This window comes from Ruegeria sp. CK1, assembly GCF_056536545.1.
In genome coordinates, this window is the sequence record NZ_JBQFPX010000012.1 from 53,581 (window position 1) to 64,375 (window position 10,795).

Annotated in this window: 21 protein-coding genes; 2 read left to right on the forward strand and 19 right to left on the reverse strand. The window is 54.1% G+C overall.

Translation table 11 applies throughout. The annotated features are described in order from the left end of the window. Window positions 1-86: 86 nt before the first annotated feature. From ACR0L3_RS19290 to ACR0L3_RS19300, 3 genes are all read right to left on the reverse strand, one after another. Window positions 87-947 carry a hypothetical protein gene (locus ACR0L3_RS19290; protein ID WP_480747418.1) on the reverse strand — a complete coding sequence of 287 codons (861 nt, stop codon included), beginning with the start codon at window positions 945-947 and terminating at the stop codon, window positions 87-89. 177 nt (window positions 948-1,124) lie between these two features. Beyond that, on the reverse strand, window positions 1,125-1,340 hold the full coding sequence (locus ACR0L3_RS19295; protein ID WP_480747420.1) for a DUF1127 domain-containing protein: 216 nt from the start codon (window positions 1,338-1,340) through the stop codon (window positions 1,125-1,127). Between the two features lie 284 nt (window positions 1,341-1,624). Beyond that, window positions 1,625-1,888 carry a DUF4242 domain-containing protein gene (locus tag ACR0L3_RS19300; RefSeq protein ID WP_480747422.1) on the reverse strand — a complete coding sequence of 88 codons (264 nt, stop codon included), beginning with the start codon at window positions 1,886-1,888 and terminating at the stop codon, window positions 1,625-1,627. A 162-nt stretch (window positions 1,889-2,050) separates the two neighbouring features. On the opposite strand from ACR0L3_RS19300, the gene ACR0L3_RS19305 reads away from it, so the two are divergent. Continuing rightward, window positions 2,051-2,929: a LysR family transcriptional regulator gene (locus ACR0L3_RS19305; RefSeq protein WP_480747423.1), complete on the forward strand. Its 879-nt coding sequence runs from the start codon at window positions 2,051-2,053 to the stop codon at window positions 2,927-2,929. Window positions 2,930-3,025: 96 nt separating this feature from the next. Here the strand turns inward: ACR0L3_RS19305 and rpmD are convergent, their stop codons facing one another. The 11 genes from rpmD to rpmC all read right to left on the reverse strand — a co-directional run bounded on the left by rpmD (window position 3,026) and on the right by rpmC (window position 7,326). Continuing rightward, a complete protein-coding gene (gene rpmD / locus ACR0L3_RS19310) occupies window positions 3,026-3,214 on the reverse strand; it encodes a 50S ribosomal protein L30 (protein WP_008757946.1) in 189 nt (62 codons plus the stop codon). A gap of 12 nt (window positions 3,215-3,226) precedes the next feature. Further along, window positions 3,227-3,808 (reverse strand): 30S ribosomal protein S5, encoded by a 582-nt coding sequence (gene rpsE, locus ACR0L3_RS19315; protein ID WP_480747425.1) that lies wholly within the window; start codon window positions 3,806-3,808, stop codon window positions 3,227-3,229. A 117-nt stretch (window positions 3,809-3,925) separates the two neighbouring features. After that, a complete protein-coding gene (rplR, locus tag ACR0L3_RS19320; protein ID WP_170663171.1) occupies window positions 3,926-4,285 on the reverse strand; it encodes a 50S ribosomal protein L18 in 360 nt (119 codons plus the stop codon). A gap of 11 nt (window positions 4,286-4,296) precedes the next feature. Beyond that, a complete protein-coding gene (gene rplF / locus ACR0L3_RS19325) occupies window positions 4,297-4,830 on the reverse strand; it encodes a 50S ribosomal protein L6 (RefSeq protein WP_170387776.1) in 534 nt (177 codons plus the stop codon). Window positions 4,831-4,841: 11 nt separating this feature from the next. Then, window positions 4,842-5,234, reverse strand: coding sequence for a 30S ribosomal protein S8 (rpsH, locus tag ACR0L3_RS19330; RefSeq protein ID WP_068340741.1), 393 nt, complete (start codon window positions 5,232-5,234; stop codon window positions 4,842-4,844). Window positions 5,235-5,247: 13 nt separating this feature from the next. After that, complete coding sequence (gene rpsN, locus ACR0L3_RS19335) at window positions 5,248-5,553, reverse strand: 30S ribosomal protein S14 (protein ID WP_010437098.1); 306 nt, start codon at window positions 5,551-5,553, stop codon at window positions 5,248-5,250. Between the two features lie 19 nt (window positions 5,554-5,572). Further along, window positions 5,573-6,133, reverse strand: a complete 561-nt coding sequence (rplE, locus tag ACR0L3_RS19340; protein WP_480747426.1) for a 50S ribosomal protein L5 — start codon at window positions 6,131-6,133, stop codon at window positions 5,573-5,575. Then, entirely contained in the window at window positions 6,126-6,437 is a 312-nt protein-coding gene (rplX, locus tag ACR0L3_RS19345) for a 50S ribosomal protein L24 (protein ID WP_010437096.1), read from the reverse strand. The genes rplE and rplX overlap by 8 nt, the downstream gene beginning before the upstream one ends. 2 nt (window positions 6,438-6,439) lie before the next feature. Beyond that, window positions 6,440-6,808 (reverse strand): 50S ribosomal protein L14, encoded by a 369-nt coding sequence (gene rplN / locus ACR0L3_RS19350; RefSeq protein ID WP_008757934.1) that lies wholly within the window; start codon window positions 6,806-6,808, stop codon window positions 6,440-6,442. A 76-nt stretch (window positions 6,809-6,884) separates the two neighbouring features. Then, window positions 6,885-7,115, reverse strand: coding sequence for a 30S ribosomal protein S17 (rpsQ, locus tag ACR0L3_RS19355; protein ID WP_170495397.1), 231 nt, complete (start codon window positions 7,113-7,115; stop codon window positions 6,885-6,887). A gap of 4 nt (window positions 7,116-7,119) precedes the next feature. After that, complete coding sequence (rpmC, locus tag ACR0L3_RS19360) at window positions 7,120-7,326, reverse strand: 50S ribosomal protein L29 (protein ID WP_010437082.1); 207 nt, start codon at window positions 7,324-7,326, stop codon at window positions 7,120-7,122. Between the two features lie 289 nt (window positions 7,327-7,615). On the opposite strand from rpmC, the gene ACR0L3_RS19365 reads away from it, so the two are divergent. Beyond that, window positions 7,616-7,936 carry a hypothetical protein gene (locus tag ACR0L3_RS19365; RefSeq protein WP_480747428.1) on the forward strand — a complete coding sequence of 107 codons (321 nt, stop codon included), beginning with the start codon at window positions 7,616-7,618 and terminating at the stop codon, window positions 7,934-7,936. A 104-nt stretch (window positions 7,937-8,040) separates the two neighbouring features. On the opposite strand, the gene ACR0L3_RS19370 is transcribed toward ACR0L3_RS19365, so the two are convergent. The 5 genes from ACR0L3_RS19370 to rplV form a co-directional block, all read right to left on the reverse strand. Next, a complete protein-coding gene (locus tag ACR0L3_RS19370; RefSeq protein ID WP_480747429.1) occupies window positions 8,041-8,661 on the reverse strand; it encodes a 2OG-Fe(II) oxygenase family protein in 621 nt (206 codons plus the stop codon). A 76-nt stretch (window positions 8,662-8,737) separates the two neighbouring features. After that, window positions 8,738-9,139, reverse strand: coding sequence for a YybH family protein (locus tag ACR0L3_RS19375; RefSeq protein ID WP_480747430.1), 402 nt, complete (start codon window positions 9,137-9,139; stop codon window positions 8,738-8,740). Window positions 9,140-9,278: 139 nt separating this feature from the next. Continuing rightward, window positions 9,279-9,692: a 50S ribosomal protein L16 gene (gene rplP, locus ACR0L3_RS19380; protein WP_058283513.1), complete on the reverse strand. Its 414-nt coding sequence runs from the start codon at window positions 9,690-9,692 to the stop codon at window positions 9,279-9,281. Window positions 9,693-9,704: 12 nt separating this feature from the next. After that, on the reverse strand, window positions 9,705-10,415 hold the full coding sequence (rpsC, locus tag ACR0L3_RS19385) for a 30S ribosomal protein S3 (RefSeq protein WP_008758042.1): 711 nt from the start codon (window positions 10,413-10,415) through the stop codon (window positions 9,705-9,707). After that, window positions 10,415-10,795: a 50S ribosomal protein L22 gene (rplV, locus tag ACR0L3_RS19390; RefSeq protein ID WP_039538267.1), complete on the reverse strand. Its 381-nt coding sequence runs from the start codon at window positions 10,793-10,795 to the stop codon at window positions 10,415-10,417. Before rplV ends, rpsC begins: the two co-directional genes overlap by 1 nt.

The window sequence follows — 10,795 nt, forward strand, 5'->3', positions numbered from 1 at the left end:
TTGGTTTTGATTCTCATGGGCAAAAACCCACCGGAGGCGTATAGGCCTGTTGGCATCACTTGGCAAGTCCAAGGGCTTGCGACGTGTCACTCCTCTGCTGGAGTCGTGTTTTCCTTCACCCCATGACGTGATGGGATGGGTGCTGCAAGAGGGTCAATACCATGTTTTACAAGCAATCGGCCTATCAGGCTATCGGGGGCAGGATTGCCGCCATATTTGTTTTGCATGATTGCCCGCATGCGGCGGCCATATAAGTGAATCGAAACGGTATCTTTCCGAAAATGATTATCTAAATTCGCTCCCGGCCGAGCCAAAGCGCGCCGCTGCGAAAAGTTAACCGGGTAGAATACGTGTTCAGGCAATGCGTACTTTATTTCGCCCGTTTTCCTCAAAGCCCAGGTCATCGCCTGCGGTCCCCACACGCCCCAAAGGGCTTCTGCAACATTCGCAGGCGAACCACTCTGCCGCGCCTCCTCAAACGGCTTACGATGGCGCGGCCGGAGCCACGGCGGAATCTTGTAGGGATCATTGGTGAATTCGATCAGTTTACCAAGTGTGTCACTGTCCTGGGGTAAAGCCAGCACACCAATTGCCACCTCTCCTTGGAGATACCCATAGTAGTGACCGTTTTCAGTTGTGAACGGTTTGAGACAATACGCGTCTGTATCAGCCCATATCAGATCTGCCTCTTGCGCCAACATACGATACCGAAACTTATCAGAATGCGGCGCGGGGCTACCGGTTCTGCCATGCGTCACGAATTCGGAGTCAGGCAAGATTTCACGGGCATCTCGATGCTCTACACCTTCGGGAATATTGGTAACGTTGTCGTACGTATAAAGGCGCACGCTTTGCCCCGCATCCAAATAGGACTGGATACAGAGTTGCTCGAGAAAGCTTAGCGGCCCTTCGACCCACAGCATTCCGATCTGATACTCTCGCGCCATAAGAACTCTTCCCGACAAATTGTACCGACCACCGCGGCCATTCAGAACGCATTTGCACCAAATGTGGTATTGTCGCAATGCAGCCGGGTTACAATTTCAGGAGTTGTGTTGAGTTAGACGCTTGAATCAAAAGAGGCGCCGTTTGGCGCCTCAGGGTCAGAGAGAGTGTTCGCAGAATTACGAGCAATAAACGTGATCGTGCGCGATGTCTTTGATATCGCAGCGGCGTACGCCGATGTCGTCCAGTTCGCGGTTGGTCAAGCTCTGCAGTTCTGCATAGGTGCGATTGTAATCAACGCGCAGGGCGTATGCCTCTTTTACCTTTGCGACGAACTGTCCGAAGCGAGCGGTCAGGTTAAAGCCGCCGTGAGTGGTTGTTGCTGTGTAAGCCATATCTGAATTCCTTTTGTGATCAGGGCGAATTCCCCGATGTTGCTTTGTTTGTTCCTGTTTGGGACAGCGTTCAGATAGGCGCTTCTGTTACCGCCAACAACTGAAGTTTAGGTCTAGCCGATATGCGTTGAGGGAATGGCCCAGCGATCTGGACACTCGATACCATTTAAGATTTTGGTCCGCTTTGCGGGACGAACCGGCAATTCTTAGTCGAGCTGTTTAATAATTACTGAAGGGCCCGGAGCGTATACCCAAGGCCCAACCAAAACACGAAATCCTATTTGTTACGGAGTAAGATCCATAGCTGCCACGACCGTTTCGTAAGGCAACCCAGCGGTATCATTCAATCGACGAACTTGATCGGCACTTTCACCATCAAACAAGCACATGCAACGCCCGTCTTCGGGAGCAAATGTCGAGCGAACGTAGCTGATTTTGTCTCCATCTGCTGTCATTTTTTGTGCAGTTGCTATCGCAGCTTTTTGAGCAGCGCCCAAGTCATCTATGCTGATACCTTTGAGGTTTCGTTCGACCATAAAAACAGACATTTCGCTCCCTTTCCGAGTAGTAAAACCAGTGCATCTATTGCATCACGGAGCGGTGGCTCGGGGAACTATCAATACCTTATGACTTAATAACTCCAGGTTTGGATAAAACGGTGTATCCTGCGTCATGATTGTTATTAGCTACGAGTGACGAGGTGCCCCAACATGGAGATGTCTCAGATTAGATATGTCTTATCTGCCGCAAAGCATCTGAATTTCACCAAGGCTGCTGCAGAATGCAATGTGAGCCAACCAGCGCTTACCAAGGGCGTCAAGTCACTAGAAACCGAACTGGGTGCACAGGTTTTCCATCGGGAAGGTAGGAAAATACTGGTTAGCGACTTTGGGAAGTCTATGCTGCCGCATCTACAGCACATCGTCGACGAAGCAGCAGCGACACAAGCGCTGGCTCAGAATTTTCGTTTGCTCGAAAAGGTACCGCTGCGCTTGGGTGTCCTATCAACAATTGGGCACGTTCGCCTTGCCCGCTTTTTAGCTCAATTCGAGAAAAACCACAGCGGATTGGAGTTGTCTGTAAACGAAGCAAGCGCGTCAGACCTAAAGAAAAAACTTTCCGATGGCGATATTGATGTTGCTTTAATGACGCTGACTGAAGAGCTGGAAGAGGAGTTTAGGGCTAGACCACTCTACGTCGAAAGATATGTTGTTGTTTTCCCGCCGGAACACCGCCTTGGAACATTCAACTCAGTTTCACTCAAAGACTTATCACAAGAAAACTACGTTGATCGTTTGGCCTGTGAGTTGCGCGAGATGGTAATGTCGGTTTGTGAGTCAAAAGGCGTAGAACTGTACGCGCGCTTTCGGTCTGAGCGAGAAGATTGGGTGCAAGCAATGGTTGCTGCAGGCATTGGTTTTGCCTTCATGCCTGAGTACTCGGTTACTCTACCGGGCTTGTTGCAGCGCCCGCTTGTTGAGCCAGAAGTTTCAAGGACTATCGCGGCCTTTACAGTCCCAGGCCGAAAACATTCGCCTGCACTTGATGCACTGATAAGGTCTTCGCAAACTTTTGCATGGCCGGGATAAGCAACGTCAGCTTTGGGTTCACGGCAGACAAGTACTACAAATACGAAAACGCCCCCGAAAATTCGGAGGCGTTTCTCTGTTCGATGAAAGAGGCGCTTAGCCGCGCTCTTCGATGATCTCAACCAGATGCGGGATCTTGTTGACCATGCCGCGGACCGAAGGAGTATCCTCCAGCTCACGGGTTTTGTGCATCTTGTTCAGGCCCAGGCCGATCAGGGTTGCGCGCTGTTCGGCGGGGCGGCGGATCGGGGAGCCGATCTGCTTGACGACGATGGTTTTTGCCATGGGTCGCTCTCCTTATGCTTCTGCTTCAGCAGCAGGCGCTTCGGCCACAGGGGCTTCGTCCCGCTTGGGCAGGATGTCAGCAACCTTTTTGCCACGACGTGCGGCAACCGAACGCGGGCTCTGCTCTTTCTGCAGGCCGTTGATGGTGGCGCGGATCATGTTGTACGGGTTCTGCGAGCCCAGCGACTTGGACACAACGTCCTTGACGCCCAGCATTTCGAACACAGCACGCATCGGACCACCGGCAATGATACCAGTACCTTCAGGTGCGGTACGCATAACCACTTTACCAGCGCCGTGACGGCCCTCGATATCGTGGTGCAAGGTACGACCTTCGCGCAGTTGCACGCGGATCATCTGACGCTTGGCTTGCTCAGTCGCCTTACGGATGGCTTCAGGTACTTCTTTCGCTTTACCTTTGCCAAAGCCGACGCGGCCTTTCTGATCGCCGACAACCACCAGAGCGGCGAAGCCAAAGCGCTTACCACCTTTTACGGTTTTCGACACGCGGTTGATTGCGACCAGACGATCTGCAAATTCCGGTGCTTCTTCACGGTCGCGGCCACGGCCCCGACGGTTTTCACGTTCTGCCATTTGGCATCCCTTTTCTCTAGAGGCGCTCTCGGCGCCGTTTAGTTCAATCCAAGTGAGCCCCGACTAACGCCAGGGGCCCCCGGATCATCGGGGCGGATCGAAACCCGCCCGCAGGTCTTAGATCTTCAAACCACCTTCACGCGCAGCGTCGGCCAGAGCCTTCACTTTGCCGTGGAACAGGAAGCCACCACGATCGAAATAGGCCTCTTCGACGCCCGCCTTTTTGGCACGCTCGGCGATAGCCGCGCCCACTTTGGTGGCCGCTTCGACGTTGTTCTTGCCAACAACACCCAGATCTTTTTCCAGGGTCGAGGCAGAAGCCAGGGTCACGCCACGAACGTCGTCGATCAGCTGAACGCTGATGTTCTTGTTCGAACGGTGAACCGACAGGCGTACACGGCCAGCGTTGACTTTGCGAAGTTTGTTCCGAACGCGCAGGCGGCGCTTCAGAAACAGGGTTCTTTTGCTGTTTGCCATTGTTTGCGTCCTTACTTCTTCTTGCCTTCTTTGCGGAAGATGAATTCGCCCTTGTAGCGGATGCCCTTGCCTTTGTACGGCTCGGGACGGCGCCATTCGCGGATTTTGGCCGCGACTTCGCCCACCTGCTGCTGGTCGATACCTTCCACAACAATCTCGGTCTGCTTCGGCGCGGTGATGGTGACACCTTCCGGAGCAGTGAAATCAACATCGTGGCTGTAGCCCAGGTTCAGCTTCAGGGTGTTGCCCTGCATCTGAGCCCGGTAACCCACACCTTGGATCTCCAGTTCTTTTTTGAAGCCTTGGGTCACACCGGTCACCAGATTGGCAACCATGGTGCGGCTCATGCCCCACTGCTGACGCGCACGCTTGGACGAACCACGCGGATCAATTTTGACCACGTTGTCTTCGACCGACAGGGAAACATCGTCAGTTGCGGTGAAGCTGCGGGTGCCTTTCGGACCTTTGACTTCGATGGTCTGACCCGACACAGAGGCGGAAACGCCGCTGGGCAGCTCGACCGGTTTTTTACCAATACGAGACATTGCAGACCTCCTTAGAAGACGGTGCAGAGCACTTCGCCGCCAACATTGTTGGAGCGAGCGTTTGCGTCCGACATCACACCTTTCGGAGTGCTGACAATCGACACGCCCAGACCCTGACGGACCTGCGGGATGTCATTGACGCCCATGTATACGCGGCGACCGGGCTTCGAGACCCGCTTCAGTTCGCGAATAACAGGGGTGCCTTCGTAGTACTTCAGGCTGATTTCGATGGCCGGATGACCGTTTTCACCGGTCGTCTTTTCATAGCCACGGATGTAGCCTTCGTCCGCCAGCACGTCCAGAACCCAACCGCGCAGCTTGGACGCCGGGGTGGAAACGGTGGACTTGCCGCGCATTTGCGCGTTGCGGATACGGGTGAGCATATCGCCGATAGGATCATTCATATCTATGTCTCCCTTACCAGCTCGATTTCACCATGCCGGGGATCTGACCAGCAGAACCCAGCTCGCGCAGCGCGATACGGCTGACCTTCAGCTTACGGTAGTAAGCGTGGGGACGACCGGTCAGCTGACAACGGTTGTGCAGACGGGTAGCCGAGCTATTGCGCGGCAGTTTCGCCAGTTTCAGACGCGCCTTGAAGCGCTCTTCCATCGGCTTGCTCTCGTCATTCGCGATTTCTTTCAGCTCGGCACGCTTTGCGGCATATTTGGCCACCAGGCGTTCGCGCTTCTTTTCGCGTTCGATCATTGCTTTCTTAGCCATGTCTTAATCCTCCCGGCGCTTATGCGTTGAAGGGCATGTTGAATGCTTTCAACAGTGCCTTTGCTTCAGCGTCGGTTTTCGCTGTGGTGGCAATTACGATGTCCATGCCCCAGACTTCGTCGACCTTGTCGAAATCGATTTCCGGGAAAACGATGTGTTCTTTCATGCCCATGGCAAAGTTGCCCTGACCATCGAAAGAAGGTTTAACACCGCGGAAGTCACGAACGCGCGGCAGCGCGATGGTGATCAGACGATCCAGGAATTCGTACATCCGGTCGCCGCGCAGGGTTACTTTCGCACCCAGCGGCATATCTTCACGGACGCGGAAACCCGCGATCGACTTCTTCGCCTTGGTTGCAACGGCCTGTTGACCAGCAATCGCAGTTAGATCTTCGACAGCAGCTTTCGCTTTCTTCGAGTCTTTAACCGCTTCAGCACCACAACCGATGTTCAGAACGATTTTCTCCAGCTTGGGCAGCTGCATGTCGTTCTTGTAGCCAAACTCTTCTTTCAGAGCGGCACGGATTGTTTCGGCGTACTGAGCTTTCAGACGCGGGGTGTAGGTTGCGTTATCAAGCATCGATCACGTCCCCTGTGGTCTTGGCGAAGCGGACCTTCTTGTCGCCTTCCATGCGGAAGCCAACGCGGGTTGCTTTGCCGTTCTTGTCCAGCAGTGCCAGGTTCGACAGCTCGATTGGGTTTGCCTGAGGCAGGCGGCCACCTTGCGAGGTTTGCGACTGACGGGTGTGGCGGATGGCGATGTTGATGCCATCGACAACAGCTTTACCGGCTTTCGGGTCAACAGAGGTAATGGTGCCCTCTTTGCCCTTATCCTTGCCGGCCAGCACGACGACCTTGTCGCCTTTGCGGAGTTTAGCAGCCATGATTACAGCACCTCCGGAGCCAGCGAGATGATTTTCATGAAGTTCTTGCCGCGCAGTTCACGAACAACGGGGCCAAAGATACGGGTACCTACGGGCTCGTTGTTGTTGTTCAGGATGACGGCGGCGTTGCGATCAAAACGGATCGCGGTGCCGTCTTCGCGACGGACTTCCTTGGCGGTGCGTACGACGACGGCCTTACGGACGTCACCTTTCTTTACGCGGCCGCGCGGGATGGCTTCCTTCACCGAGACGACAATGATGTCGCCAACGGAGGCGTATTTACGCTTGGAACCACCCAGGACCTTGATGCACTGAACTCGGCGAGCGCCAGAGTTGTCAGCGACATCCAGATTGGTCTGCATCTGGATCATGTGGTTTCTCCCGACCTGTGGGGGCTGGTCTCGTTAGATCCCCCAGGGTTTCGACAAATGGAAAAATCCCGGAAGCTTACGCTTCCAGAACTTCCCAACGTTTCGTCTTCGATTTCGGTGCGCATTCGATGATGCGTACGGTGTCACCGACCTTGAAGGCGTTCTTTTCGTCGTGAGCCCGATACTTCTTGGACTTACGAACGGTTTTGTGCAGCAGCGGGTGCTTGAAACGACGCTCGACCAGAACGGTTACGGTCTGTTCGTTTGCGTCGCTTGTTACGGTGCCGGACAGGATACGCTTGGGCATCTGATTACTCCTCGGATGCCGCAGCAGCGGCCTTTTCGTTCAGAATGGTTTTGACGCGGGCAGCGTTGCGGCGGGCCGCTTTGATGCCGGCGGTGTTTTCCAGCTGACCGGTTGCCTGTTGAAAGCGCAGGTTAAAGCTTTCTTTCTTCAGGTTGGCCAGTTCCTCGCGGAGCTGGTCCGGGGTCTTGTCACGCAGTTCTTGGGCGTTCATCGCCTTTTTCCTTTGCTCAAAACACCAGAAGGCCCCTGACAGGGTCACCTTGGACCTGGTGGATGAATGATAGACATACGAATCCCCCGACTCAGCCGGGTGATCGCAGGATGCCGCCGTATAAGGGTTTAGGGGGTGGGTGGCAAGGGAAAGTTTCGAAGGCTGCATTGTATACGAGAAGTTAGAGAAACATAGGCGAGTCAACAGAGAAAATTTCACGCAAAACTTGCGCAACAATTTCAAAATTGGTAGCTGAAAGGGTAAATAATTGTTTTAAGAGAGTAAATTAATGAAAAATGTACTCTCAGCAATAGCGCTAACTCTAATTGCAGGTTCCGCGCAAGCCCAAACGATCTCTAGCAAAGACGTTTGCAGCAAAGCAAATGCAGACAACCGCTTGAACGGCATGTCTATTGAGCAATGCCTTTGCTTGGCGGATATCGCCCATAAGAACATGTCCCCGGAATTTTATGCTTTGTGGACGGAAGCGATGTATTATGGAGAATCTCGCGAAAAGGAAATGTTTGCACTTAAGCAATCTCAGAATAAAACGTTAAATCAAATGAAAAAGACAAAGCGCCAGTCGCAAAAGCAATGTGGCCTAAAGTGAGTTCTGGATAGAGCAAGTTCACCACCTTCAGACTAAAACGACTTTCAAATGTGAGAAATGTTGTCTGAGTGAGTTCAGATACAAGGTTGGGTCACTCAATAAGCCTAATCCCACTTATAATTAAAACTGACGGAAATCCGCTCTTCTTCGGCCATGTTCATCGGCACCTCGTGGCGCAGCCAACTTTCCCAGAGCAGGACGTCGCCTACCTGCGGTTTCATATAGATGAACGGCTGCAAATCTCTCCGCCCACCCTTGAGACGCGTAGGTGCTGCCATCATACGTCCTGATCTGGGGTCTTCCAGCTTCAACGCGCTAGCCCCTTCAGGCATCGCGACATAGGTCGTCCCTGAAATGACGCTATGCGGGTGTAGATGGCTGGAATGCATCCCGCCCTCGGGCAGGATGTTGATCCACAGATCTTCCAGCTTCAACGCGCCCTCACCCAGATCAAACTCCAGATCCTTGGCAAAGGCCGCTACGTGCTGGTCCAAAGCCGAGATCAAATCGGCGAAGATCGGAAACCGCCACGGCAGATCGGTCAGAGAGGCATAGCTGGTGTAACCGGGATAGCCGTTCTCCTCACACCATTCCTGCCCAGCCTCATCATCCTCGGCGATGACAAGGCAAGAGCTTTCCAGTTCTTCCGGGTCGATCTTGGGATCGAACTCGGACAAAGCTGCGCGGTAGAGACGGGTAACGAAGAGTGATTCAATCTGAGCCATGGCCGTCCCTTACCCCAATTGAGAACAAGGTGCGATAGCCGAAAAGGCCGCGTCTTTGCCAAACCGGTCCCGATTATCACAAGTCGATATACGGCAGCGGATCCGAGTGATGTGCAATCAGTTTCCACGCACCGGATTCATTGCGATAGACGTTGGTGCCACGCATTCGAATGTTGGATCCATCGCCCTGCCCGGTCACCTCGGAATAATGATGCACAGTGGCAAGTGTCTCGCCCACAAAAACATGTCTCTTAAGCACTTTGATCGAGCCACCCAGATGGGCCTGACCCTGCACGGTCCAATCCTGATCGGTAACTTTCCATCCAACGTGAAAAAGGTTGGTGGACGGGCCCATATAGATAACATCCTCTGCGTGGGACCACAGTGCCTCCATCGGTCCTACGTCACCCTCAAACATGGCATTCAAGGCAGCGAAGAAGCCGTCGTCAATTGCCGCGATATCTGAGCTGGAAACCATTTGAAAACTCCCTGTTCTAAACTCACTTCAAAAAATACGCGTTGAAGCATGCGTTCTGACAGAGCGTAACTCATACTGCTAAAAAAACAAAAAACCCCGCCAAGTCGGCGGGGTTTTCTTATTTTCTGGAAGGACCGGTTTACCAGTCTTCGCGAACCACGACGCGGGTCTTGATCGGCAGCTTCATCGCGGCCAGGCGCAGGGCCTCGCGGGCGATGTCGTCATTGACGCCGTCGATTTCGAACATCACGCGGCCAGGCTTGACTTTGCATGCCCAGCGGTCGACCGAACCTTTACCTTTACCCATACGAACTTCGATCGGCTTTGCCGTGACCGGAGTGTCGGGGAAGATGCGGATCCAGACACGACCCTGACGCTTCATATGACGCGTCATGGCACGACGTGCAGCTTCGATCTGGCGTGCGGTTACACGCTCAGGCTCGAGAGCTTTCAGGCCGTAGGTGCCAAAGTTCAGATCAGAGCCGCCTTTGGCGAGACCCTTGATCCGGCCTTTGTGCATCTTGCGGAATTTAGTACGCTTTGGTTGAAGCATATCTTTCCCTCCTTAGCGACGACCGCCACCAGCACCACGAGGTGCAGGGCCGTCCTGGAGTTCCTGTGCTTTACGGTCACGTGCCTGCGGATCGTGTTCCATGATCTCACCTTTGAAGATCCAGACCTTGATCCCGATGATCCCGTAAGGAGTCATCGCTTCGGCATGTGCGTAATCGATGTCGGCACGCAGGGTGTGCAGAGGCACGCGGCCTTCGCGGTACCACTCGGTCCGTGCGATTTCGGCGCCGCCCAGACGACCAGCGACGTTCACCCGGATACCCAGGGCGCCCATGCGCATGGCGTTCTGAACCGACCGCTTCATCGCGCGGCGGAACGAGACGCGGCGCTCCAGCTGCTGAGCGATCGACTCGGCAACCAGCTGCGCGTCAAGCTCGGGCTTGCGCACTTCGACGATGTTCAGGTGCAGTTCGCTGTCGGTCATACGAGCAAGCTTTTTGCGCAGAACTTCGATGTCTGCACCTTTCTTGCCGATGATGACACCGGGACGTGCTGTGTGGATCGTAACGCGGCACTTCTTGTGCGGACGTTCGATGATCACACGTGCAACACCGGCCTGCTTGCACTCTTTGTTGATGAACTCACGGATCTTGAGGTCTTCCAGCAGAAGATCACCGTAGTCCTTGGTGTCGGCGTACCAGCGGCTGTCCCAGGTGCGGTTGACCTGCAGGCGCATGCCGATCGGATTTACTTTATGACCCATTAGGCTTGCTCCTCAACTTGACGCACCTTGATGGTGATCTCCGAGAACGGCTTCATGATCTTGCCGAAACGGCCACGGGCACGCGGACGACCGCGCTTCATGACCAGGTTCTTGCCAACCCATGCTTCGGCGACGATCAGTTCGTCAACGTCCAGATTGTGGTTGTTCTCGGCATTCGCGATCGCGGATTGCAGGCACTTCTTGACGTCCTGAGCGACACGCTTGTTCGAGAAAGTCAGGTCGGTCAGAGCCTTCTCAACTTTCTTGCCGCGGATCATTTGCGCAACCAGGTTCAGTTTCTGCGGGCTGGTGCGAAGCATGCGAGTTTTCGCCATTGCTTCGTTTTCAGCCACGCGGCGGGGGTTCTTTTCCTTGCCCAT

Coding starts and splice junctions, on each gene's coding strand:
- rpsE (WP_480747425.1), bottom strand. CDS start 3,808: ATGGCAGAACGTGAAAACCGTCGGGGCCGTGGCCGCGACCGTGAAGAA.
- rplR (WP_170663171.1), bottom strand. CDS start 4,285: ATGGCAAACAGCAAAAGAACCCTGTTTCTGAAGCGCCGCCTGCGCGTT.
- ACR0L3_RS19295 (WP_480747420.1), bottom strand. CDS start 1,340: ATGGCTTACACAGCAACAACCACTCACGGCGGCTTTAACCTGACCGCT.
- ACR0L3_RS19365 (WP_480747428.1), top strand. CDS start 7,616: ATGAAAAATGTACTCTCAGCAATAGCGCTAACTCTAATTGCAGGTTCC.
- rpsQ (WP_170495397.1), bottom strand. CDS start 7,115: ATGCCCAAGCGTATCCTGTCCGGCACCGTAACAAGCGACGCAAACGAA.
- rplE (WP_480747426.1), bottom strand. CDS start 6,133: ATGCTTGATAACGCAACCTACACCCCGCGTCTGAAAGCTCAGTACGCC.
- rplV (WP_039538267.1), bottom strand. CDS start 10,795: ATGGGCAAGGAAAAGAACCCCCGCCGCGTGGCTGAAAACGAAGCAATG.
- ACR0L3_RS19305 (WP_480747423.1), top strand. CDS start 2,051: ATGGAGATGTCTCAGATTAGATATGTCTTATCTGCCGCAAAGCATCTG.
- rpsN (WP_010437098.1), bottom strand. CDS start 5,553: ATGGCTAAGAAAGCAATGATCGAACGCGAAAAGAAGCGCGAACGCCTG.
- ACR0L3_RS19375 (WP_480747430.1), bottom strand. CDS start 9,139: ATGGTTTCCAGCTCAGATATCGCGGCAATTGACGACGGCTTCTTCGCT.
- rplP (WP_058283513.1), bottom strand. CDS start 9,692: ATGCTTCAACCAAAGCGTACTAAATTCCGCAAGATGCACAAAGGCCGG.
- ACR0L3_RS19370 (WP_480747429.1), bottom strand. CDS start 8,661: ATGGCTCAGATTGAATCACTCTTCGTTACCCGTCTCTACCGCGCAGCT.
- rplX (WP_010437096.1), bottom strand. CDS start 6,437: ATGGCTGCTAAACTCCGCAAAGGCGACAAGGTCGTCGTGCTGGCCGGC.
- ACR0L3_RS19300 (WP_480747422.1), bottom strand. CDS start 1,888: ATGTCTGTTTTTATGGTCGAACGAAACCTCAAAGGTATCAGCATAGAT.
- rplF (WP_170387776.1), bottom strand. CDS start 4,830: ATGTCTCGTATTGGTAAAAAACCGGTCGAGCTGCCCAGCGGCGTTTCC.
- ACR0L3_RS19290 (WP_480747418.1), bottom strand. CDS start 947: ATGGCGCGAGAGTATCAGATCGGAATGCTGTGGGTCGAAGGGCCGCTA.
- rpsH (WP_068340741.1), bottom strand. CDS start 5,234: ATGAATGATCCTATCGGCGATATGCTCACCCGTATCCGCAACGCGCAA.
- rpmD (WP_008757946.1), bottom strand. CDS start 3,214: ATGGCAAAAACCATCGTCGTCAAGCAGATCGGCTCCCCGATCCGCCGC.
- rplN (WP_008757934.1), bottom strand. CDS start 6,808: ATGATCCAGATGCAGACCAATCTGGATGTCGCTGACAACTCTGGCGCT.
- rpsC (WP_008758042.1), bottom strand. CDS start 10,415: ATGGGTCATAAAGTAAATCCGATCGGCATGCGCCTGCAGGTCAACCGC.
- rpmC (WP_010437082.1), bottom strand. CDS start 7,326: ATGAACGCCCAAGAACTGCGTGACAAGACCCCGGACCAGCTCCGCGAG.